The organism is Pseudoalteromonas sp. GB43, from assembly GCF_054923805.1.
The window spans coordinates 210,652-235,227 of record NZ_JBPCHJ010000001.1 but is presented as its reverse complement, the minus strand read 5'-3'; the positions used below and the strand labels follow the sequence as shown (position 1 = coordinate 235,227).

General features: G+C 40.6%; 13 protein-coding genes and 3 pseudogenes. All 16 read left to right on the top strand.

Annotated elements, in window-relative coordinates:
- Positions 1-39 precede the first annotated feature (39 nt).
- The 16 genes and pseudogenes from ACRWSG_RS01110 (at position 40) to ACRWSG_RS01035 (ending at position 24,572) form a co-directional block, all read left to right on the top strand.
- Positions 40-501 (top strand): GAF domain-containing protein, encoded by a 462-nt coding sequence (locus ACRWSG_RS01110; protein ID WP_462165395.1) that lies wholly within the window; start codon positions 40-42, stop codon positions 499-501.
- The gene (locus ACRWSG_RS01105) at positions 498-776 is read left to right on the top strand and encodes a hypothetical protein (protein ID WP_054561593.1); all 279 of its coding nucleotides are present in this window, start codon (positions 498-500) and stop codon (positions 774-776) included. The genes ACRWSG_RS01110 and ACRWSG_RS01105 overlap by 4 nt, the downstream gene beginning before the upstream one ends.
- Positions 777-790: 14 nt before the next feature.
- Entirely contained in the window at positions 791-1,441 is a 651-nt protein-coding gene (gene proQ, locus ACRWSG_RS01100; RefSeq protein ID WP_462165394.1) for an RNA chaperone ProQ, read from the top strand.
- 27 nt (positions 1,442-1,468) lie between these two features.
- Complete coding sequence (gene prc / locus ACRWSG_RS01095; RefSeq protein WP_462165393.1) at positions 1,469-3,493, top strand: carboxy terminal-processing peptidase; 2,025 nt, start codon at positions 1,469-1,471, stop codon at positions 3,491-3,493.
- A 178-nt stretch (positions 3,494-3,671) separates the two neighbouring features.
- Positions 3,672-5,152, top strand: a pseudogene (gene nhaC / locus ACRWSG_RS01090) (Na+/H+ antiporter NhaC).
- 41 nt (positions 5,153-5,193) lie between these two features.
- Positions 5,194-7,788: an aminopeptidase N gene (gene pepN, locus ACRWSG_RS01085; protein ID WP_462165392.1), complete on the top strand. Its 2,595-nt coding sequence runs from the start codon at positions 5,194-5,196 to the stop codon at positions 7,786-7,788.
- Positions 7,788-8,009, top strand: a complete 222-nt coding sequence (locus ACRWSG_RS01080) for a DUF2835 domain-containing protein (RefSeq protein ID WP_082389168.1) — start codon at positions 7,788-7,790, stop codon at positions 8,007-8,009. Before pepN ends, ACRWSG_RS01080 begins: the two co-directional genes overlap by 1 nt.
- Before the next feature lie 298 nt (positions 8,010-8,307).
- Positions 8,308-10,392 (top strand): DUF1302 domain-containing protein, encoded by a 2,085-nt coding sequence (locus ACRWSG_RS01075; protein WP_462165391.1) that lies wholly within the window; start codon positions 8,308-8,310, stop codon positions 10,390-10,392.
- Between the two features lie 12 nt (positions 10,393-10,404).
- Positions 10,405-11,769: a DUF1329 domain-containing protein gene (locus ACRWSG_RS01070; RefSeq protein WP_138600718.1), complete on the top strand. Its 1,365-nt coding sequence runs from the start codon at positions 10,405-10,407 to the stop codon at positions 11,767-11,769.
- 123 nt (positions 11,770-11,892) lie between these two features.
- Positions 11,893-12,898: pseudogene (locus ACRWSG_RS01065) on the top strand (YCF48-related protein).
- Positions 12,898-15,222, top strand: a complete 2,325-nt coding sequence (locus ACRWSG_RS01060) for an efflux RND transporter permease subunit (protein WP_462165390.1) — start codon at positions 12,898-12,900, stop codon at positions 15,220-15,222. The pseudogene ACRWSG_RS01065 and the gene ACRWSG_RS01060 overlap by 1 nt, the downstream one beginning before the upstream one ends.
- Positions 15,223-15,434: 212 nt before the next feature.
- Positions 15,435-20,274: pseudogene (locus ACRWSG_RS01055) on the top strand (NAD-glutamate dehydrogenase).
- Between the two features lie 114 nt (positions 20,275-20,388).
- Positions 20,389-21,399 (top strand): quinone-dependent dihydroorotate dehydrogenase, encoded by a 1,011-nt coding sequence (gene pyrD, locus ACRWSG_RS01050; RefSeq protein ID WP_138617507.1) that lies wholly within the window; start codon positions 20,389-20,391, stop codon positions 21,397-21,399.
- A 120-nt stretch (positions 21,400-21,519) separates the two neighbouring features.
- Entirely contained in the window at positions 21,520-22,050 is a 531-nt protein-coding gene (locus ACRWSG_RS01045; protein WP_138600650.1) for a cell division protein ZapC domain-containing protein, read from the top strand.
- Between the two features lie 178 nt (positions 22,051-22,228).
- Positions 22,229-24,346: a bifunctional 23S rRNA (guanine(2069)-N(7))-methyltransferase RlmK/23S rRNA (guanine(2445)-N(2))-methyltransferase RlmL gene (gene rlmKL, locus ACRWSG_RS01040; RefSeq protein ID WP_462165389.1), complete on the top strand. Its 2,118-nt coding sequence runs from the start codon at positions 22,229-22,231 to the stop codon at positions 24,344-24,346.
- Positions 24,339-24,572 (top strand): glutaredoxin family protein, encoded by a 234-nt coding sequence (locus ACRWSG_RS01035; protein ID WP_054551385.1) that lies wholly within the window; start codon positions 24,339-24,341, stop codon positions 24,570-24,572. The genes rlmKL and ACRWSG_RS01035 overlap by 8 nt, the downstream gene beginning before the upstream one ends.
- Positions 24,573-24,576 lie beyond the last annotated feature (4 nt).

The window sequence follows — 24,576 nt, the reverse complement described above, 5'->3', positions numbered from 1 at the left end:
ACCTTTAGCTACTGTATGTTTAATAAGAAGTAGTTTGGTATGCAAAAGCAAGATTTTTACCAGTCATTAGTTAAACAAACTGAGTCGCTAATCTCTGGTGAATCAAATGTTATTGCCAACATGGCAAATATTAGTGCGCTGTTATTTACCTCTTTAGAGGATATCAATTGGGCGGGCTTTTATTTAATGGATTCACCTGAAGAATTAGTGCTAGGGCCGTTTCAAGGTAATCCTGCATGTATCCGTATTCCAGTAGGTAAAGGGGTATGTGGAACTGCCGCGCAAACACAACAAACACAACTCATTGAAGACGTGCATGCATTTGCTGGTCATATTGCCTGTGATGCTGCATCTAACTCAGAAGTAGTTGTGCCGATTTTCAAAGACGGTAAAGTATTTGCTGTACTTGATATCGACAGCCCAAGCATTGCGCGATTCGATGCTGATGATCAAGCTGGTTTAGAAGCATTGGTAAAATGCTTTGAGGCAAATCTAAAATGAAAGATCTGCTAAATGTGCAAGATTACCTCTTTGCAATCCAAGATGTTGGTGATTGGGAAGGGGAAGAAGAAGTTGTTGCCGAAAGGCTCAACGACTTGATTCACATGGCATGGGAGCGTCTACCAGATGACCTTGACTGTGAATCAATTGATGAAATTATAAATGGTATTTGGGAACACCTTCGAGGTGATTTAGCGCTTATTGAAGCGGACTTCGAAGAGTTGACCGACTGGGTAACACACTATGTCGATTCATCACTTGATGAAAAGATGTAATAAAAGGTTCTAACATGGAAACCACAAACAAGCTAAAAGATATTAATGAAGTATTGGATTTCTTATACCAAGAATTTCCACAATGTTTTAAACAAAAAGACGGTATTCAGCCGCTTAAAGTAGGTATCTTTAAAGATATCGCTGAGCGTATTGAAGGTTCTAATAAAGTAAGTAAAACTCAGGTTCGTCAAGCACTAAGAAAGTACACCTCAAACTGGCGCTATTTAGAAGCTGTGACTAAGTCTGAGTTCCGTATCGATCTTGATGGTAATCAAGATGAAAAAGTAGAACAAGAGCACATTGAGCACGCACAAAAAGCGTTAGAAGAAAGCCGCGCTAAAATGGCAAAGCGTAAGAAGCCACAACGTCCACGTAAAGACGGTGACACAAAATCTTACAAAAAGAATAGTGGCCACCACGCTAAATCTGGCGAAAAAGGCGCTAAAGTAAATAATAAGCCTGCTAAAGCTGCTCCTGCAAAACGTTCAGGAAAAGTTGAACCTTTACCTGCCTCAGAGGTCAAGGTTAATAGCAAAGTTAAAGTTAAACTTGGCCAAGCACTTGTAAACGCGGTTATTACTGAAGTGAATAAAGATGAAGTTCACGTTGAGTTAGTAACAGGGATGCAAGTTAAGACCAAAGCAGACAGCCTGTATATCATTTAATAGCTGTAAAAAATAAAGGAGTTGTGTATGAGTAAAAAGTTTACGCTCATTCCGTTAGTCGCTGCCCTGTTTTCAGGTTCATTATTGGCATCTTCAGACAATTTGACTGAAAAAGACCTGCCAGTACTCAAGCAAGAAAGCCAACATAGTACGGCAAGCAAACGGGTGACAAACTTATTTACTCGTGCACACTACAAACCAATTAAATTTAACGATGAATTATCTGAGAAGGTTTTTGATCGTTACATTGAATCTCTCGACTACAATAAAAATGTGTTTTTAGCCTCTGATATTGCCTCGTTTGAGCAATATAAAGACCAGTTTGATAATGCATTGTCGACAGGTAAATTGGGATTTGCTTTTGATATTTTTAATTTAAGTTTAAAACGTCGTTTTGAACGCTATGACTATTCTTTATCGTTACTTGAAAACGAAATGAAGTTCGATAAAGAAGATGAGTACCTGTTTGACCGTGAAGACGCTGAGTGGGCAACAAGCCAAGCTGAGCTTGATGAACTTTGGCGTCAGCGCGTTAAATACGATGCTTTACGATTAAAAATGACAGGTAAAGATTGGCAAGGCATTAAAGAAGTCTTGACCAAACGCTACCACAACGCGCAAAAGCGTTTAGTACAAACGAACAGTGAAGATGCTTTTCAAATCGTGATGAACTCATTTGCACGAAGCATTGAAGCGCATACCTCTTATTTATCACCTCGTCGCGCTGAGCAATTCAAGATGGACATGGATCTTGAATTAGAAGGTATTGGTGCGGTGCTTAGCTATGACGAAGATTACACGGTAATCCGTAGCTTAGTCCCAGGCGGACCGGCTGATAAGTCTGAACAAATAAAAGCAGATGACCGTATTATTGGTGTTGCGCAAGAAGGTGAAGAGTTTGTTGATGTGATTGGCTGGCGTTTAGATGACGTCGTTGATTTAATCAAAGGCCCGAAAGGGACAAAAGTTCGCCTGCAATACTTAAAAGGGGCTGATGCTCACGGTACACCAAAAGTGGTTGAAATCACGCGTGATAAAATTCGCTTAGAAGACCGTGCTGCAAAATCTGAAGTATTTGAAGCAAAATATTCAGACTTAACCAGCAAAATTGCTGTGATTGAAATCCCTGGTTTCTATAACAATTTATCGCAAGACGTAAAAGTTGAAATTGCGAAGTTAAAAGAAGCCAAAGTTGACGGTATCATTATCGATTTACGTCAAAACGGCGGTGGGTCACTTTACGAAGCGACGCAACTTTCTGGCTTATTTATCGATCAAGGTCCAGTTGTACAAATTCATACGCTAAATAATCGTATTGAAGAGCAAAAAGACCGTGATGGCGTCACTTTTTACGATGGCCCACTGACAGTGTTAGTTGATCGCTACAGTGCATCTGCCTCAGAGATTTTTGCAGCAGCAATGCAAGATTATGGCCGTGCAATTGTGATTGGTGAGCAAACCTTTGGTAAGGGAACTGTACAGCAGCATAAACCACTTGGCCGTGCTTATGACCTATACGACCACCCATTAGGTAGCGTGCAGTATACCATTGCAAAATTCTACCGAATTAACGGCGGAAGCACACAGCACAAAGGCGTGATCCCAGATGTGTCATTCCCATCGGCAATTGAGCCATCAGAGTGGGGTGAGAGTCAACAAGACAACGCGCTACCTTGGGATAGCATCATACGTGCTAAGTACAACTCTGTTGATAACCTCAAACCAGCGATTGCTTACGTTAATAAGCTTCATGATGCCCGTATTGCAGACGAGCCTGAGTTTGGCTATGTATTTGCTGACATTAAACGCTATCAAGAAGAGAAAGACCGTAAGACTATCTCATTGGTTGAAGCGACGCGTCTAAAAGAGAAAGACGAAGGTGAAGAACGCGCGTTAGAACGTGCTAATGAACGACTTGTTCGCCTTGGTGAAAAGCCAGTTGAGAAGCTTGACGATTTACCTGATAGCCTTGACGAGCTAGACCCTTTCTTAGAAGAAGCGGCATTAATCACCCAAGATTATATAAAATATGGTCGTATCGCTAAGAAATAATTAGCAATTAATTAGCAATATTGATTAATAAAAAGGCGCTTAAGCGCCTTTTTTGCTACCTAAAACAGGTTAGATTGGTATAATCACAAAATCTGGCTGCATAAGGCCACTGAAGTTTTGCGTCAAAGCTTACAATAATAATTAAACACGCCACATAAGACGTGTAGGAGACTATCTTTTGAATTCAATTGAAGAGAAGCCAATAAAACAGGCCAGTTTTTTAGATGCCTTAATCCCAATTACTGTGCTCGTGTGCCTACTAGGCGCTGCTGTTTATTTATTCGGTGATAACTCATCATCTGGTCCTAACCAAATCGCTCTATTATTCGCTACGTTTACCGCGGCATTAATTGGCTTAAAAAATGGTTACACCTGGAAGAAACTAGAACAAGCCATGATTGAGGGGATCACCTTATCCCTTGGAGCAATCATTATACTGTTAATGGTGGGTGCCTTAATCGGTACTTGGCTGTTATCAGGAACTGTACCCACTCTAATTTACTATGGCTTACAAATTATCAATCCTAGCTGGTTCTATGCCGCTAGCTGTTTGATTTGTGGCATTGTGGCTATGAGTATTGGTAGCTCTTGGACCACAGCTGCGACTATCGGTGTGGCGTTATTAGGTGTTGCAACTGGTCTTGGTCTTGAACAAGTTGTTACAGCAGGCGCGGTCATTTCTGGTGCCTACTTTGGTGATAAATTAAGCCCGCTTTCTGAAACAACAAACTTAGCGCCAGCAGTGGCTGGGGCTGATTTATTTGAGCATATTCATCACATGCTTTGGACTACAGTGCCAAGCTTCATTATTGCGTTAATTATTTTTATCTTTATGGGCTTTAATGCCGGTGGTTCAACAGAAGCGGTCGTATTGATGAAATAGTTAATTTATTAGAGCAAAACTTTAATATTGGTTTTGAAATGCTAGTGCCACTGGTGGTGTTGTTGTTTTTAGCAATTCGTAAGATGCCAGCTTTCCCAGCTATTTCGATTGGTGCGGTGCTAGGCGCGATTTGGGCTATGTTATTTCAATCTGATTTAATCAATAGCCAAATTGATGCATCACAAGGCCAAGCAATTGGTTACTTCAAATTAGTTTGGACAACGTTCTTTGATGGTTTCAGCATCGACACTGGCGATGAAAAAATGGATTCATTATTGAGCGGTGGTGGTATGGCTGGCATGTTAACAACCACTTGGCTGATTATGACGGCCTTGATGTTTGGCGCTATCATGGAAAAAACTGGCTTACTTGATATGTTCGTTAAGAGCATCTTAAAAATTGCTAAAAGCACGGGTTCTCTTATCACTGCAACGATTGCAACCTGTATTGGTACCAATGCGGTTGCAGCTGACCAATATATCGCGATTGTTGTTCCTGGACGTATGTTTAAAGACGAATATGAAAAACGCGGTTTAAAGCCTGTAAATTTATCTCGCACATTAGAAGATGGTGGCACAATTACTAGCCCACTTATTCCTTGGAATACCTGTGGTGCTTACATGCAAAGTGTTTTACTAATCAATCCATTTGACTATGCAATGTACGCGTTCTTTAATTTAATTAATCCATTCTTAGCGGTTGTTTATGCCTATTTTGGTATTAAAATTTTACGTATTACCCCAAAACATCTTAAACAAGAAGCTAACGCCGAATAAACTATTTAGGCCCTGCTAAGCAGGGCCATTTGGAGTCAGTAATGTCTGCTACGAGTAAACCTCAAGCTCAATATTTAAAAGATTACCAAGCCCCACAATTCTCAATTCAACACATCGATTTACGCTTCGAATTAGCCCCTTTAAAAACATCAGTGCAGTCAACAATGACAATCAATCGTACCGATGAAAGCAATGCTGATCTTTTGCTTGATGGTGTTGATTTAACGCTAATTTCATTGATGGTTGATGACAAAGCGTATGATGATTACACGCTTGAAGATGAAAAGCTGATCATTCATAACTTACCTGAACGCTTTATTCTGAAAATTGAAAACCATATTGACCCGCAAACGAATACCTCGTTAGAAGGTTTGTACTTGTCGGGTGGTGCTTACTGTACGCAATGTGAGGCAGAAGGTTTTAGAAAGATTACTTATTACCTTGACCGCCCAGACGTGCTTGCTAGCTTTGATGTAACCATTATTGCCGACAAAAAGTACACTCACTTACTGTCTAATGGTAACCAAATTGAATCAGGTAACTTAGATGACGGTCGTCATTTTGTAAAATGGCAAGACCCATTTAAAAAGCCTAGCTACTTATTTGCATTAGTCGCCGGTGATTTTGACGTATTACGTGACCATTACACGACGCAGTCTGGACGAAAAGTTGAATTAGCCTTGTTTGTTGATAAAGGTAATTTATCAAAAACGCCTCATGCCATGACTTCTTTAAAGAAATCAATGCAATGGGATGAAGAGCGCTTTAACCTTGAATACGATTTAGATATTTACATGATTGTTGCCGTTGATTTCTTCAACATGGGCGCAATGGAAAATAAAGGCCTGAATATCTTTAACTCTAAATGTGTTCTTGCAAATCAAGAAACAGCCACAGACAAAGATTACCATACGATTGAATCTATTGTAGGGCACGAGTACTTCCATAACTGGACCGGCAACCGTGTGACTTGCCGTGACTGGTTCCAACTGTCGTTAAAAGAAGGCTTAACGGTTTTCCGTGACCAAGAGTTTAGTAGCGACTTAGGTTCACGTGCGCTTAATCGTATTGATGCCGTTAAAGTCATGCGTACTCACCAGTTTAGTGAAGATGCAGGGCCGATGGCGCACCCAATTCGCCCAGAAAAAGTCATTGAAATGAATAACTTTTATACAGTGACTGTGTATGACAAAGGGGCTGAAGTTATTCGCATGATGCACACCTTACTTGGAGAAGAAAAGTTCCAACAAGGTATGGCATTGTATTTCGATCGCCATGACGGACAAGCAGTTACTTGTGATGATTTTGTCGCTGCCATGAGTGATGCGTCTGGCATTGATTTAACGCAATTTAAGCGCTGGTATAGTCAAGCGGGTACACCTAAGCTCAATGTAGAGCAAGCGCATGATGAACAAAACCAAACTTTCACATTAAGCATTGAGCAGTTTGCACCTGATAATCAGCCTAACAATGCCTTACTGCATATTCCTTTTGCTATTGAACTTTTAGATAGTGAAGGGCAGTCATTACCTCTTGTGATTGATAATCAGCCGCAAGATTCTGTATTGAATGTCACTGAAAAAACGCAGCAGTTTGTTTTCGAAGGTATTAAACAGCGCCCAGTAGCAGTGCTACTCGAAGATTTCTCTGCGCCATGTATTGTTAATCAAAATACATCTGCCGCTGATCTGTTACATATTATGCGTTTTGCTCGCAGTGACTTTTCACGTTGGGATGCTCAGCAGCGTTTATTTACTAATGAAATGAAAGCAGCGATTGCCAGTGGTGAAGCTTGCTTATCTGATGATATCTTGTCGGCATTAAAGCTACTAGTTGATAATCGTGAAGGTGACCTTGCATTGATTGCGGAGCTGTTAAAACTGCCTAGCTACGATACTCTTGCAGCAGAATATGCCGTCATCCCTGTTGATGACATTATTGCTGTACAAAATGCATTTGAATCGCAAATTGCCAACTTCCTAACAGAATCATTGGTTAATTGTTATAATGTGCTTGAAGATGATGGTTCAACATCCGCTACAGCCGTTGCAGTTCGTGCTCTTAAGCAACTTTGTTTATACTATTTAGCGAAAACAAATCACAGCGATGTTAATAGCCTCATCAAACAGTCTGCCCACAGTAACAATATGACCAATGCCCTTGCTGCATTAAGTGCTGTTGTAAAAGCAAATCACTCACTATGTGATACGCTTTTAACAGAGTTTGATGCTAAATGGCGTCATGATGTTCTCGTTATGGATAAATGGTTTGCACTTCAAGCGATGAAAGATTCAGCAACGAGTATCAGCGATATCAAAGCGCTTTATGATCATCCAAGTTTTGACTTTGGTAACCCAAACCGTGTGCGTGCTTTGGTTGGTAGCTTTAGTCACTTTAATATCACTCAGTTCCACCGAGCTGATGGTGAAGGGTACCAGCTATTAGGTGACTTATTAGTGAAACTAAATGATATTAACCCGCAAAATGCATCGCGCATGCTGACACCTTTTATGTCATGGAAACGCTATGATGAAAATCGTTCAGCGGCAATGAAAGCACAATTGCAACGTTTAGCTGATTTAGATGGCCTTAGTGATGATCTGTTTGAAAAAGTAGAGAAAGCACTCGAAAGTTAATGACAGAATATTATTTTGCCTTGTATCTGAGTTACTCGGAATGTCTTGATTATTACCATGGTAAATATAAATCAGTGCAAGTCACAGAGGATGGTGGCAAGACAGTTCGCTTTGATGCTCACCATTTGCGTCCTTTTATTTCTTCGCTAGGAATAAGAGGGCGCTTTAGGCTGACATTAACGTCTGAAAATCAGTTTTTAAAACTCGAGAAAATTAGTTAAAAAAGCAGCTACGGCTGCTTATTTTTGATGATTTTTCATAAAAAACACTAATTTTATCTATCCCCAATTCGCTAAATTTATTATATTTTTGTTAATTCGATTTGTTCTATTGTTAATTTACGTGTATAAATTATCTGGTATGACGTCTTACCAATACGTAAACGTCACATTTTTAAATAAATATTAACCGATTAGACGCGTTCTATATTGTAATTTTACTGTTTCGCTTCTATCGTTAGAAAGATACTAAAAACAACAATTTGATCACAAAACAACCCGTTACAGGGGGATGAACACAATGATAAAACGATCGCTTTTTGTTAAAAACAAAATAGCTTTGGGGCTTGCAGCAGCAACACTAGGTCTCTCAAGCACATCTTTGCACGCGGCTAATTTCGAGTTAGGTGACTTTGACATACGTTTTGACTCTAACTTTTCTTATGGTCAAAGCATTCGTGTTGAAGACCGAGACTTTCAACACATAGGTAAAAGTAATAATCCATCATTTGATTGGACGGGTTATCACTCAGCTCTAAACCCTATTTATTCTTCAGCTGATGTTTGGAACCAACCAGGTGCTTACTCAAATAATGGTGATGCCGGAAACTTAAACTTTGATAGTGGAGATTCATTCTCAAAGTTATTAAAAGGCACTCATGAGCTTTCTATCAGTAAAGATAACTTTGGTTTCTTCACTCGCTTTATGTATTTTTATGATTTTGCCTTAATGGATGGTGACTTTGCTTATACCAATCCAACGTCGGGTAAAAAAGTTGACCCTTGTGATGATGACGACACTAAAGAACAAGTATGTGCTGATTTACGTTTACTTGACGCTTATGTTTGGGCAAATTTTGATTTAAATGAAGGCCGTAACCCGCTGTCTATTCGTTTAGGCCAACAAGTTGTGAACTGGGGTGAGAGTACTTTGATTTCTCATGGTATTAACGTTAACCCTGTTGATATCGATCGTTTAAAAGCGCCAGGTGCAGAGTTAAAAGAAGCTTTCATACCTGTTGGTATGCTTTGGGCATCACTAGGCATCACAGATAACTTAACGCTAGAAGGTTTCTACCAATATGAATGGCATGAAACACGCCTTCCAGCGGCTGGTACTTACTTCTCGACGAACGATTTCGCGTCAGAGAATGGCTATCAGCAGAATATTCAATTAGGCTTCACGTCTAACCCAGATATCGATTTAGCATTCTTAACAGAAAGCTTAAATAATTTAGATGATATTGTTCGCTCGCAAGGTTTTGACCCTACATCAGCACAAGGCATAGCGATGATGTCGCAAATGTATCTCGCTTACCCAACCAAAGTTGCGTTGAAAGGTAAGGGCGGTGCAGGTAAAAATGAACCTGATGATGGTGGTCAATACGGTTTACGCTTGGGTATGTTTTTACCTGAGTTAAACGATACTGAAGTAGCGTTATACCACATTAACTACCATAGCCGTCGTCCTGTGATTTCAGGCCAGGTATCAAACTTCACTGATGCGGCAATCGCTGCTGATATCGGTATGTTATTAACAACAGATATCACTGAAGATAATGTAACTAGTTTACAAGCATTTACCAAACGCCAGCTAGAATACCCAGAAGACATTAAGCTATATGGCTTGAGCTTCAATACATCAATTGGTGAAACGGCTTTTTCTGGTGAATTTGCTTTCCGTCAAGATGAGCCTCTGCAAATTGATGACGTAGAGTTACTTTACGCGGGTATGCCAGAGCAATTGGCTGTTGCAGGTATTCGCCCTGATTTTGCAGGTATTTCGCAAATGAGCCCGGGTGATGCAATTAGCGTTGTAGGTCCTGGTGAAGTAGCACAAGGATTTATTCTTCGTAACACTGCTCAATTACAATTTACTGCAACACACTTATTTGGTCCATCATTAGGTGCTGATAGCTGGGCGGTAGTTGGTGAAGTTGGTGGCGTTAGAATTAACGATATGCCGGATTATGACGAGCTCCGTTTAAACGTTTCCGGTACTGGTCGAAGCGGCATTATGCAAGGCCCATTAAGTGATGATTATTCAACATTACACTTAGGTCTTTCTAATGGTCCTGAAACAAACCCATTCCCAACAGCGTCTGCATGGGGCTATCGCCTTATCGCTAAGGGTGATTACTACAATATTTTTAGTGGCGTAAACTTCTCACCTCGTTTTGTTTTCTCACACGATGTGAATGGTATTACACCAGATCCGATGTATTTATTTATTGAAGACCGTAAATCACTCGGTGTTACTATGAACTTCAATTATCAAAATGCGTGGTCATTCGACTTTAGCTACAACTCATTCTGGGGTGGTGGCGCAACGAATACTTTCTCTGACCGCGATTATGTTTCATTTAATATTAAATATTCAATCTAAGGGTAAATTATGATTATTAGAAAACCTACCCTCATTGCTGCAGCGTTTTGCGGCGTTTTCGCAAGCTCAAGTGTACTTGCAAAAATTACCGCTGATGAAGCGGCACGTTTAGGCAGTGATTTAACGCCAATTGGCGCTGAAAAAGCAGCGAATAAAGACGGTTCTATTCCAGCTTGGGATGGTGGTATCACAACACCGCCAGCAGGTTACAAACCGGGCATGCACCATCCAGATCCATATGCTGATGATAAAATTTTATTCACGATTGATAAATCGAACGTTGCCCAGTACAAAGACTACTTGAGCCCAGGTCAAATTGAATTATTCAATACCTATCCTGATACATTCAAAATGAACATTTACCCAACCCGTCGTAGTGCGTCATATCCACAGTTTGTATATGATGCAACTAAAAAATATGCGACGACAGCTGAATTAGTTGAAGGTGGTAACGGTATTAAAAATACCGCTGTGGGTGTTCCTTTCCCAATTCCTAAAGATGGTTTAGAAGCTATTTGGAACCACTTGTTGCGATTCCGTGGCCTATCAATTGAACGTTCTGGTGGTCAAGCTGCACCGACAGCCTCTGGTTCATATAACTATGTAGGTTTTGATGAGCAACTTTTAGTTGAGTACTCATCACCTGAAGCAACACCTGAGAAGCTTCAAGAATCTAATATCTTGTTTAAGTTTAAGCAAAAGGTAACTGAGCCTGCTCGTCTTGCCGGTACTGCGTTATTAGTACATGAAACGATGGACCAAATTTTAACACCACGCCAAGCATGGACATACAATTCAGGCCAGCGTCGTGTTCGTCGTGCGCCAAATGTTGCCTACGATGCACCGGGAACAGCAGCTGATAGCTTACGTACGACTGATGACTTTGATATGTTCAATGGTTCTCCGAATCGTTACAACTGGACATTAAAAGGTAAGCAAGAGCTTTATATTCCTTATAACAGCTACAAGCTTCACAGCGACAAACTAAGCTACGATGATATTCTACAAGCAGGTCATATCAACCCTGAGCATGTTCGTTATGAAAAACACCGTGTTTGGGTGGTTGAAGCGAACCTAAAAGAGGGCACGCGTCATATTTATAAGAAACGTGTCTTTTATATTGACGAGGATAGCTGGCAAGTACATGTAGCGGATATCTATGATAACCGTGATCAAATGTATCGTGTAGCGATGGCGCATGGTCTTAACTACTATGAAGTACCAACTCATTGGAGTACGTTAGAAGTTTATCATGACCTTAACTCTCGTCGTTATTTAGCAATTGGTTTAGACAACCAAGAAAAAATGTATGATTTCTCACAATCATTCAACGATAACGAGTTTACTTCAAGCGCATTACGCCGCGAAGGTCGTTAATCCATTTAAGGCACCTGACTCCAGGTGCCTTTTGCAATTCGCGTAAGTCATCAGTACACGCATTAGGTTTCCCAGTGACTTTTTTGACTTCTCTTTTTATTTTTTCGAAGGCGATTTATCTTTATGAAGTATTTGCTTTATGCCTGTCTTGCTTATAGTGCTTCATGTTTTGCTCAAGACATGCCTATGCCACAACAAGCCATTAGCGCTGTTAACGCAAACAAAACTCTTCTCACCGACATTGAACTAGCTAAACCCAAATCTCATTGCAGTTGGCAAACACGGTGTGGTTATCACAAGTACAGACGCTCAAACCTGGCAACAAGCCAGTGTGCCTACTCAAGTGCTGCTAACAGCCGTTGATTTTTATAATAGCGATTTAGGTTGGGCATGCGGCCATGATGCTACCATCATCAATACCGTAGATGCAGGTAAAACGTGGCAATTACAGCAATCATTACCAAACATGGATAAGCCATGTTTAGACATTTTATTTACTACAGACAAACAAGGGTATGCAGTCGGTGCATATGGAATGTTTTATGAAACTAACGATGGTGGCCAAACTTGGCAGAAACGTTTTTTAGATAGCCTGTTATTTGAAGAAGACCGTGAATACCTCAATGATTTAAAAGACAGTGACCCAGAAGGCTATGAAATTGAAACTGCTTCAATACTGCCGCACTTTAATCGCATCGTTAAAACCGATGAGAGTCTATTTCTAGCCGGTGAAATGGGTTTAATGGCACAAAGTGTCGACAATGGTCAAACCTGGCAGCGTCTTGAGGAGATATATATGGGCTCTTTCTTTACGTTTGCGTCAACTGCGGATCAAGGTGGGGAAGACCTAGTTGCAGGCCTTCGAGGCAACATTTTCACTCGCCAAGCAGGCAGCGAACAGTGGCAACAAATACCACACGACAATTATGCAACCGTAAATAGCGCGATTAAATACAACAACCAGTGGTTATTATTTGCCAATAGCGGGGTGATATTCCAAATTGAGGATGGCCAATTATCAGAACAACAAATGGCCGATGGTAAATCGTTACTTGATGGTGTTGTGTTTCAAGACAAACTAATTATGGCTTCAGAAAATGGCATTAAAGTGAAGGAGTTGAATCCGTAATGCGTGGTTTTTTAGATATTTTAGAAAGAGCGGTGTTTCGTCATCGCTTATTCGCAATTATTTCCTTTGCTTTGATCACTTGTTTCTTATTATTCAAAGCAACACAAATTCAATTAGACGCGTCGTTTAATAAAAATATTCCGCTTAATCATGACTACATGAAAGTTTACACCAAACATGAAAAACAGTTCGGTGGCGCTAACAGCATTTTAATTTCAGTCTGTGATGCAGATGGTGATATTTTTAATGAGGAATTTTTCACCCAACTTAAAGCAGTTCATGATCAGCTTTACTTTATTCCAGGTGTAAATCGCCCGTTAGTTAATTCAATCTTCGCACCGAGTGCGCGTTTTGTTGAAGTAGTTGAAGATGGTTTTGCTGGCGGTCCAATTATTCCGGCAAACTTCACTGCTGATAAACGTGGTCTTGCGGTTGTAAAAGAAAACATCGAAAAAGCAAAAGTCGTTGGCCGTATGATTGCCAGTGACTATTCGTGTGCAATGGTAACCGCTCAGCTACTTGAGACTAATCCACAAACGCAAGAAAAACTCGACACTTTAGCATTTGCAGAAAAGCTAGAAACGCAAGTTCGTGAACCGCTCAGTACTGACAAGGTTAGTATTCATATTATCGGTTTTGCCAAAATGGCAGGGGATGTCGCAGAGGGCGCTAAGGGCGTACTGCTATTCTTTGCTATTGCCATTGCTTTCACATTTGTGATGGTTTGGCTGTTCTGCCACTCTTTAAAACTGACAATTTTACCGATTGCCTGTTCAATCATTGCCGTTGTTTGGCAGTTAGGCTTGCTTTCAAGCTTAGGCTTCGGTTTAGATCCTATGTCAATTTTAGTGCCGTTTTTAGTGTTTGCGATTGGTGTAAGCCATGGCGTGCAAATGATCAATGACATCGGCAAAAAAGTGTCTACTGGTAGTTCAACTCGGGTTTGCTGTCAGGCAAGCTTTAGAGCACTTCTGATCCCGGGTGGTATCGCGCTGCTATCAGACACAATTGGTTTTTTAACCTTACTCACCATTGATATTGGTATTATTCGTGAACTTGCTATCACAGCAAGTTTGGGTGTAGCGGTAATTATTTTCACTAATTTAATTTTATTACCTGTTTGGGCATCGTACATGCGCTTTGAAGGCTCTGTGCATATTCAAGCAGGTACTCACACAGACAAACCAAATCTACTAGACAAGTTACGTGAGCTATTAGTAAAAGCCACAGATCGTAAAACGGCAGGTTTTATTATCGTCTTTACGGCTGTGTTATTTGCAGTGGGTTACTGGCAAGCTGACAAAATGCGTATTGGTGACTTACATGCTGGTGCGCCATCTTTGCACCAAGATGCCCGCTATAACCAAGACACCTTTTTGATTTCTGATAAATACACTATTTCTTCAGATATCCTAAAAGTGATTGTAGAAGCGTATCCTGCTGCGTGTACGGAGCATGATGTTATGGAGCGTATTAGTCGTTTCCAATGGCAGATGGAAAACGTTGCCGGGGTACAATCGGCTGTGAGCTTAAGCTCAGTTGCGCAATCTGTGAACGCCGGCTTCAACGAAGGTAACTTAAAATGGCAAAGCCTGCCGCGCAATACGGCAAGTTTGGTGCAAGCTACTTCACGGGTTGAAACAAGCTCAGGTTTACTTGATGGAAACTGCTCTGTAATGCCAGTGATTATTTTCTTAAATGACCACAAAGCAGAAACGATTGACCATGTGGTAGCGAAAGTTAAAGAGTTTGCTAAGGCAGAAGAAACCGATGAATTAAAGTTTAAGCTAGCGTCAGGCCCTGTCGGTGTTATGGCCGCAACGAACGAATCGGTATCAGCTGCACAGCTACCTATGATGCTTTACGTTTACGGCGCCGTAATCCTGCTATGCTTAATTAGCTTTAGAAGTGTGAAGGCAACGGTCGCGGTTGTATTACCTCTGTACATCGTATCAACCTTAGCGCAAGCGTTGATGGTGCAACTTGAAATAGGTTTAACAGTGTCGACATTACCAGTTATCGCTTTAGGTGTTGGTATTGGTGTCGATTACGGGATTTACATACTTTCATCAATGATGGGGCAGCTAAAACAAGGTGTGGCACTGGAAGTCGCTTATCGTAATGCATTAGCAGAGCGAGGTAGTGCAGTGCTGTTCACAGGTATTACCTTAGCCATTGGTGTTAGCACATGGATTTTCTCTGATCTGAAGTTCCAAGTGGATATGGGTATTCTTTTAACCTTCATGTTTTTGGTTAACATGTTGGGTGCAGTACTACTTTTACCTGCAATTGGTAGCTTACTCTGGACTGACCAGAAAAAATAATGTGAATAATTGTGCTCCGATATGGCCAGTAATGGCCATTTATATCTATATTTTGTGAATAGATGACCAAATAGCTGAAAAGCTTAAAATGATTTCATCGAAAAGGCTGTTTATTAGCTGTAAAAGAGTTAGAATTTACCTGACTCCACGCTAATAAATGGCTGTACAAATATTCTACTAATCGATAAGTAGTATAGATTAAGGAACATACAATGACACGAAATGAAGGGCAAGCCTCGGTTATCTTAGATAATGTCTGTAAGCTGATCCAGAAAAAAGTTCACGCTGATAATGTGTTACTCGTTGAGAAATTCGCCAAAGCCTTGTACAGCAATATGTCTAAAGAGGATTTGGCTCATCGCAACGATAGTGACTTATATGGCGCTGCACTAAGCCTATGGAACTCGCTAGAAAAAAATAATTCTGATGACGCGGTTGTCCGTGTTTTCAATCCTGAAGTGGCAAAAGATGGCTGGCAGTCATCGCACACCATTGTTGAAATCATCGCGAAAGACATGCCTTTCCTCGTTGATTCTGTGCGTATGGCCATGACCCGCGCAAACATCGCTTCTCACTTATTACTTCACTCTCCGCTGAAAATCCAACGTGATAAAAATGCTAAAATCACCGGTATTTCAAGCTTAAAAGCAGAGCAAGAATCAACGTCGACAAAAACTGTGTTCTTTATCGAGATTGATCGTCAAACAGATGCAAAAGTAATTGAGTCTTTCAAAAAAGAACTTGAGTCTGTGTTAGTTGACGTATCTATCGCTGTAGAAGATTGGCAGCCAATTCGTGAAAAGCTTATTGCGGTAACGAAAGACTTACCAAAACGCCACCATAACAATAACGAAAGCGAAGTTGCAGAAACGGTAGAGTTTTTAGATTGGTTAGCTAAAGATAACTTTACGCTAATGGGTTACCGTGAGTATGAACTTTCGCCAGTGCAGGGTGATTACCAGTTAAAAGGTAAAAAAGGTACCAGCCTTGGTCTTATGAAAAACACAGACGAAGAGCATAGCCGTTTACTTTCTGAGTTACCTGAAGTAGCGCGCCAAGAAGCGCGTAGCAGCAACTTATTAATTTTAACGAAAACAAATTCAGTGTCACGTGTACATCGTCCAGCGTATATCGATTATGTAGGTATTAAGCGTTTTGATGATGAGGGCAATGTAATTGGTGAAGACCGTTTCCTTGGTTTATTCTCATCAAGCTTTTACAACAACAGCGCCGCTGATGTACCTGTACTGAAAAGTAAGATTAACCGCATTATGGAAATGTGTGACTTTGCAAAAGGCACCCATGCATACAAAGCGGTATTAAATATTTTAGAAACGTATCCACGTGATGAACTTGTGCAAGCACGTGAAGCTGAACTACTTGAAGTTGCCATGGGCGTATTACAAGTACAAGAGCGTGATATGTGCCGTATTTTTGTGCGTAAAGACGCATATGGCCGTTTCTTCTCTTGCATGGTTTATGTACCGCGTGAACGCTATAACACAGCACTACGTCGTGAAACGCAACGTATCTTAGCCAATGCATTTAATTCTGACGATAAAGTCGAATTTACTACTTTCTTCTCTGAGTCAACATTAGCCCGTACACATTACACGGTGCGTGTGACTGACAATAATATTGAATATAACGTGAAAGACATCGAAAACAACCTAATTGAAGCAGCCCGTACTTGGGAAGATAGACTCCAATCTGCACTACTGGAAAGCGCAGGTGAAGCACGCGGTAAAGAATTAAACCGTAAATATGCACAAGCGTTTGCAAGTGCGTATAAAGATCAGGTTTTACCAAGTGCAGCGGTTGTTGATATTGAAAAGCTAGAACTTCTGAAAGACGAGAACAAACTAGAAATGTTGTTCTACCGTCCACAAGAAGAAGCAAACACTAATGTTGTTCGTTTAAGCTTATTCCATAAAGATGAGCCAATCCACCTGTCTGACGTTATGCCAATGTTAGAAAACTTTGGTTTACGCGTAGTTGGTGAAACACCTTACTCAGTGAAAACGACTGACGGTAAAGTTAATTGGATCATGGATTTCACCATGCTAATTGACAACAAGGGCATTGCTGATTTTGATAAAGTGTCAGCGCGTTTCCGTGCAGCGTTAACGAACGTGTGGAATAACCGTTTAGAAAATGATGGCTTCAACCGTTTAGTATTAATGGGTGGCTTAACAGGTCGTGAAGCGTCTATTCTTCGTGCCTACGCTAAATACATGCGTCAAATTGGTGTAACTTTCTCGCAAACTTACATCGAAAGCACATTTGCAAATTACCCACACATTGCATCGCAAATCGTTAACTTATTCACTAAAAAGTTCTCAGTTAAGAACCCAGGTAGTGAAAAGACACTTGAGAAGCTAGTTGCACAAGTTAATCTTGAGCTTGAAAACGTAGCAAACCTAGATGATGACCGTATCATTCGTTTATACGTTGATATGATCAATGCAACTCTTAGAACGAACTTCTTCCAAAAAGAAGCGGATGGCCAATTTAAGTCATACGTATCGTTCAAGGTTCAGCCTTCTATGATCCCTGAAATGCCATTACCACTGCCTGCGTTTGAGATCTTTGTATACTCGCCGCGTGTTGAAGGTGTGCATTTACGTGGTGGTAAAGTTGCTCGTGGTGGTTTACGTTGGTCTGACCGTCGTGAAGACTTCCGTACTGAAGTACTGGGTCTTGTTAAAGCGCAACAAGTTAAAAATACGGTTATCGTGCCAGTTGGTTCGAAAGGTGGCTTCGTATGTAAACAGCTACCGACAGACCGTGAAGCATTCTTCAAAGAAACGCCAAGAGTGCTACAAGATTTTCATCCGTGGTTTATTAGATATCACAGATAACATTGAACGTGGTGAGATTGTGCCACCAGTTGATGTTGTTCGTCATGATGAAGATGACCCGTACTTAGTTGTTGCTGCCGATAAGGGTACTGCGACTTTCTCTGATATCGCAAACGGCATCGCAAATGAATATAACTTCTGGCTAGGTGATGCATTCGCATCAGGTGGCTCAGTAGGTTACGACCACAAGAAAATGGGTATCACTGCTAAAGGTGCGTGGGAATCTGTTAAACGTCATTTCCGTGAAATGGATATTGACTGTCAAACAACTGATTTCACTGTTGTAGCAATCGGCGATATGGCGGGTGACGTATTTGGTAATGGTATGTTGCTTTCTAAGCACATTCGCTTACAAGTAGCGTTTAACCACATGCATATCTTTGTTGATCCAAACCCAGATGCAGCGACATCTTACCCAGAGCGTGAGCGTTTATTTAATCTACCGCGTTCTTCTTGGGAAGATTACAACAAAGACCTTATTTCACAAGGTGGTGGCATTTTCTCTCGTGCGGCTAAATCAATTAGCTTAAGCCCAGAAATGAAGAAAATGCTTGGCACTAAGAAAGCGAGCATGACACCTAACGAGTTAATCAAAGCAGCTCTAATGATGGAGTTTGATTTACTTTGGAATGGTGGTATCGGTACTTACATCAAGAACTCTAAAGAGACTGATGCTGATGTGGGTGACCGCGCGAATGATGCACTACGTATTAACGGTTCTGAGCTTGGTGCGAAGATCTTAGGTGAGGGCGGTAACTTAGGTGCGACTCAATTAGGTCGTATCGAATTTGCTGCTAAAGGCGGTCGTGTTAACACTGACTTCATCGATAACGTAGGTGGTGTTGCGTGTTCAGATAACGAAGTAAACATCAAAATCTTACTTAATGACCTAGTTGCTGAAGGTGACTTAACACGTAAACAGCGTGATGAGTTACTTTATTCAATGACTGATGAAGTGTCTGAGTTAGTATTAAAAGACTGTTATCGTCAAACGCATACCTTATCGATTACTCAATCAAAAGGTACATCAACGCTTAAAGAAAAAGTACGTTTCATCCATGCCCTTGAAAAAGATGGCAAGCTTAACCGTGCAATCGAGTTCATCCCAACGGATGAAGAACTTGCAGAGCGCGCAGCAGCGGGTAAAGATTTAACTCGTCCAGAGCTTTCTGTACTTGTTTCTTACGCGAAGATGGTATTAAAAGAGTCTCTAGTGGTTGATGAAATCACTGAAAACCCTTACTACCGTCAGTTATTAGTTAAGTCGTTCCCAGTGCCACTTCGTGAGAAGTTCAACGATGCAATGGATAACCACCCACTTCGTAAAGAGATTATCGCAACGAAACTTGCAAATAACATCGTTAACGATATGGGTCTTAACTTCATGATTCGTATGCACGAAGAAACAGGTGCTAACGAAGCTGAAATCGCACTTTGCTACTCAATTGCAAAAGAAGTGTTCCAGATGCCAGAAACATGGTCATCAATTGTTGCACTTGATAATAAGATCCCAGCAGCTGTACAAACAGAAATGCTATATCAATTACGTCGTACGGTTCGTCGTGCAACACGTTGGTTCTTACGTCATCGCAATAAAGCTCAAACGATTGAGCAAGCAATTGAATTCTTTGCACCAACATTTGCTGATTTAAGTGAAAACTTAAACAGCTACATGGTTGAAAAAGAAAGCGATCGCCTAGTTAAAGCGGCTGAGAAGCTAATTGACAGCAATGTACCAAAAGCACTTGCAACACGTATTGTGTCACTATCAAGCCTATTCTCTGTAATGGACTTAGCTGAAATCGCAGATAATTCAGAGCGTAGCATTGATATGGTTTCTAATACCTACTTTAAGCTTGGTGCGCGCATGGGCTTACATTGGTTCCTTGACCAAATCACCAACCAACCAGTTGCAAACCACTGGCAAGCACTTGCTCGTGCTTCATACCGTGAAGAGTTGGATTGGCAACAACGCACATTATCAGCTGTGGTACTTAATAGCTTTGCTGCAGACAGCAAAGACATTGATGCACAAATTGATGAGTGGATGGATAACCAAGATCTACTATTACAACGTTGGAAGCAGATGCTATCTGAGTTCAAAACATCGCAAAGCCATGATTTTGCGAAATTCTCAGTGGCACTTCGTGAACTAATGTTGTTAAGCCACAACTGTGACACTTCCAAATAAGTGAAAAGTCGTTAAAATACATACCCCAGCTCGCTGGGGTATTTTTTTGCCCTTAATTTGCAATGGTCCGTTTATAAACGGCTACCTTGTTTATTTTTACCTAAGGAACAAACCATGTTTTATGATCTAGCTCGCCGTTTTATGTTTACCCGTGATGCGGAGTGGGCTCATGAATTTGCACTTAATAATTTACGCCGATTTGCTCATACGCCATTGAGTGCTGCGTGGTCTCAATCTGTCCCTAATAAACCCGTTAATTTTCTAGGTTTAGAGTTTAAAAACCCAGTCGGTTTAGCGGCAGGCTTAGATAAAAATGCTGAGTGTATTGATGCTTTTTCGCAAATGGGTTTTGGTTTTGTAGAAGTAGGTACTGTTACACCACGTCCGCAAGCGGGTAACGATAAACCGCGAATTTTCCGTTTGCCTGAATCAAATGCGATTATTAACCGCATGGGCTTTAACAATAAGGGCGTTGATAACCTAGTTAACAATGTTAAAGCGGCGAAATATGACGGTATTCTAGGTATTAATATTGGTAAAAATAAAGATACACCAAACGAGCAGGGTAAAGATGATTACATTCACTGTATGCGTAAAGTATTTGAGCATGCATCGTATATCACAGTAAATATTTCTTCACCGAATACCCCAGGTCTTCGAGACTTACAATATGGTGAAGCGCTTGATGACTTATTGCAAAGCTTAAAGAATGAACAACTTGATCTAGCTGCTAAACATAACAAACAAGTGCCTATGCTAGTTAAGATCGCCCCTGATCTTGATGAAGTTCAAATTGGCCAAGTTAGTGAGTCATTGATCAACAATAAGATCGATGGTGTTATTGCTACAAATACCACGCTTGAGCGCGCGATGGTACAAGGTCAACAATACGCAAACGAAGCGGGCGGTTTATCTGGCCAACCAGTTCGTCAGCGTTCAACCCACGTGGTTAGTGAGCTTAAGCGTTTAACCGAAGGTAAACTACCTATCATTGGTGTGGGTGGTATTGATGATGCGGATTCTGCAAAAGAGAAATTTGCAGCTGGTGCAGACCTTGTACAAGTTTACACTGGATTCATTTATAAAGGCCCAGAATTGGTAAAAACGATCCTAAATAGCTTATAAGGATCAGTTATCTAAGCAATTGATCATTAATAAAATGTTCTAAGAAATCATTTTATTAATGGTCTGCTTTAGTTATAATTTATGATTAAGCGCACAGTATTTATTCGTTAGGGAGGAGACATGTTACAAGCATCTAAGCAATGGAAATGGCTTGCTTGTGCGAAAAATAATCGTCTTTTGGTTGACCTTGACCAAGATATGCAACTGTGCACGCCTTACAAACTTCGCCAACTTACTGATGCTGTTTTACAAGAGCCAAACTTTAGCCTTGAAGATGCTGCATTTTATCAGCAAGTTTATCAATACCTCGAAACATTCTCACTGTGGAACCCTGCACAGCTTTGCCAAATCGCGCTAAATGCCACTGCGGTCAAATTTCATTTAAAGCCTGTACTTGCAAAAAGTTGGTTCTTTCATGAGTATCATGGCAGCCAGCCAAGTGTTGAAGCAGTGGTTAAATTGTGCTCGCAGGCACAAGAAGGTGAGTTTTTAATTGTTGACCACTCGAGCGAAGCCTCAGTGTGTATTAACCTAAGCCAACACTTTCAATTAGACGAAAACCTTTCTCTTGAACAGTTTGAAGCTATTAAGGTTTTAAATAACCGTATCCATCCTGTTTATATTCAACAAAAACAGTTCAAATCAGCCTAGGGCGTGTTGACCTTTGTGAATTAAAATTTGTTCACTCTAGGGGCGATTTAATCGCGGCGCGAGATTTGTAACCTAGTGGGCTAAGTAAAAATCCAGCTAATATCCCTGCAAATGTTGGCGTTTTTGTTCGCCAAGCTATGCTATAATCCTGCGCAATTAGCATTTAAGGGTTTTTACTTTGCAATTTATCGCACTTACTTCTATCGGAATAGAAAATTTACTTGTTGATGAGCTTACAGCACTCGGTGCCGAAGTCTCAAAACAAACCGTGGGCTCTGTACGTTTTGAAGCAGATAGCTTGTTAGCACAAAAGATTTGTTTATCGAGCCGTTTTGCGACTCGTATCATGATGCTGATAGAAGAAAAAGAAGGCGTAAAAGACAAAGACAGCCTTTATCAATTCGCACGCTTGCAGCCTTGGCAGGAGTGGTTTGGCCCTAAACAAACCTTTGCTGTTGATTTTAGTGGTACAAATAACGACTTAAAAAATACGCAATTTTCAGGTCTAGTTGTAAAAGATGCGATTGTTGATTACTTCGCTGATTTGTTCGAACAACGTCCAGATGTTGATAAATACAATGCCAACGTTCGAGTTGTAGCAAGATTGAACCGTCAAGGTGTTGCGCTTTATATCGATTATTCTGGCCCGCGTTTATCTGAGCGTGGTTATCGTCAAGATCAAGGTAAAGCGCCGATTAAGGAGCATTTAGCTGCTGCTCTTGTAAAAAGAAGTGGTTGGCTTGAAAACGTGCAACAACCTTTATTCGATCCATGTTGTGGTTCGGGTACCATTTTAATTGAAGCCGCAAGCATGGCTCGCAATGAAGCACCGGGCTTATTCCGTGAAGGTTTTGCCTTTGAGCGCCTGCCTAGTTTCCGTATTCAAAAGTACAAAGAATTAAAAGCAGAACTAACTGCACAAATTACAAATCCTAAACTTTGGCTTATTGGCCATGATATTGACGGAAGTGTGATTGCAAAAGCGCAAGAAAACGCAGAGCGTGCAGACCTTGCTAATGTGATTAAGTTTAAACAAAGCGATGCCACTAAGTTAACCTCCGTTGCGAAACTACCTGGTGTGGTGATTTCAAACTTACCTTATGGTGAACGTTTAGGCTCAATGGCTGAGCTGGTTAACTTACACCGTAGCTTAGGTGTTGGCTTCAAAAAGCACTTTAATCATTGGAAACTTGCTTTACTTGGCACTGACGAAAGCTTATTTAAGTTATTAAAGTTAGTTAAGTTAAAACGCTATAAGTTTAAAAATGGCCCGTTAGATGTTGTATTAAATCTTTACCAACTAGACGATAAACAAGTAGAACTTAGCAAAGAAGATAAGCCAGCTCTTAACTTTGAAGGTTCAACCGCCTTTGCAAACCGTTTAAAGAAAAATAAGCAAAATTTAAAGAACTGGTTAAAGCAAAATGAAGTGAGCTGCTACCGTGTTTATGATGCGGATATTCCAGAATATAACGTAGCTGTTGATGTATACGATGATTCAGCGGTTATTTTTGAATATGCTGCACCGAAAGAAATCGACGATAATACGGCTCAAAAACGTTTGCAAGATGTGATCAGCCTGACTGCAGAGCAGTTAAATATCGCACCAGAAAATATCGCAGTTAAAGTTCGTAAAAAACAAAAAGGTGAAGAACAATATACCAAGGTAGCAAAACAAAATCGTACGCAAGTCGTTGAAGAGTTTGGCGCTAAATTCAAAGTAAATCTATTTGATTATCTAGACACTGGTTTGTTCTTAGATCACCGTTTAGCTCGTCGTTATATCCAACAAAACGCACAAGGTAAACGTTTCTTAAACTTGTTTGCTTATACGGGCAGTGCATCTGTGCATGCTGCTGTGGGTGGTGCTAAAGCCATTACCACCGTTGATATGTCAAAAACCTACTTAAAGTGGGCGCAAGAAAACTTTGCCCTGAATGATATCAGTAATACACGCTATCGTTTTGAGCAAGCAGATTGCTTGAAGTGGCTTGAGTATGCACAAGGCCAATATGATTTAATTTTCTTAGATCCACCGACGTTCTCAAACTCAAAACGTATGAAAGATGCGTTTGATGTTCAGCGCGACCACATCAAACTTCTTACCTGGGTTAAGAAGATTTTAAGCCCGAACGGTACGCTTATATTCTCAAACAATAAGCGTGGCTTTAACATGGATGAAGTAGGGCTAATGGGTCTGGGTTTAAAAGCAGAAAACATTTCTGACAAGACTTTATCACCAGATTTTAAACGTAATAAGCAAATTCATAATAGCTGGCTTATTACTCATGGCTAATTTTACCCTGTACCACACTGATGGCTGTCATCTGTGTGAAATGGCCGATGAATTATTAATTGCTGCAAACGCTTCGTTTGTAGCAAAAGACATTATGGACAGTGAACAGCTGATTGAACTTTACCAAACCAGTATTCCGGTTGTGGAATCTCATCAAGGCGAGAAATTATTTTGGCCTTTTGATGCTGAGCAATTAGCGCAATTTATTGCTGATAATAAAGAATAAGAGT

What these genes read in the sequence shown, in the direction of transcription:
- proQ (WP_462165394.1), top strand. Translation starts at nt 791, where the DNA reads ATGGAAACCACAAACAAGCTAAAAGATATTAATGAAGTATTGGATTTC.
- ACRWSG_RS01075 (WP_462165391.1), top strand. Translation starts at nt 8,308, where the DNA reads ATGATAAAACGATCGCTTTTTGTTAAAAACAAAATAGCTTTGGGGCTT.
- ACRWSG_RS01035 (WP_054551385.1), top strand. Translation starts at nt 24,339, where the DNA reads ATGGCTAATTTTACCCTGTACCACACTGATGGCTGTCATCTGTGTGAA.
- prc (WP_462165393.1), top strand. Translation starts at nt 1,469, where the DNA reads ATGAGTAAAAAGTTTACGCTCATTCCGTTAGTCGCTGCCCTGTTTTCA.
- ACRWSG_RS01110 (WP_462165395.1), top strand. Translation starts at nt 40, where the DNA reads ATGCAAAAGCAAGATTTTTACCAGTCATTAGTTAAACAAACTGAGTCG.
- ACRWSG_RS01045 (WP_138600650.1), top strand. Translation starts at nt 21,520, where the DNA reads ATGTTACAAGCATCTAAGCAATGGAAATGGCTTGCTTGTGCGAAAAAT.
- pepN (WP_462165392.1), top strand. Translation starts at nt 5,194, where the DNA reads ATGTCTGCTACGAGTAAACCTCAAGCTCAATATTTAAAAGATTACCAA.
- ACRWSG_RS01060 (WP_462165390.1), top strand. Translation starts at nt 12,898, where the DNA reads ATGCGTGGTTTTTTAGATATTTTAGAAAGAGCGGTGTTTCGTCATCGC.
- pyrD (WP_138617507.1), top strand. Translation starts at nt 20,389, where the DNA reads ATGTTTTATGATCTAGCTCGCCGTTTTATGTTTACCCGTGATGCGGAG.
- ACRWSG_RS01080 (WP_082389168.1), top strand. Translation starts at nt 7,788, where the DNA reads ATGACAGAATATTATTTTGCCTTGTATCTGAGTTACTCGGAATGTCTT.
- ACRWSG_RS01105 (WP_054561593.1), top strand. Translation starts at nt 498, where the DNA reads ATGAAAGATCTGCTAAATGTGCAAGATTACCTCTTTGCAATCCAAGAT.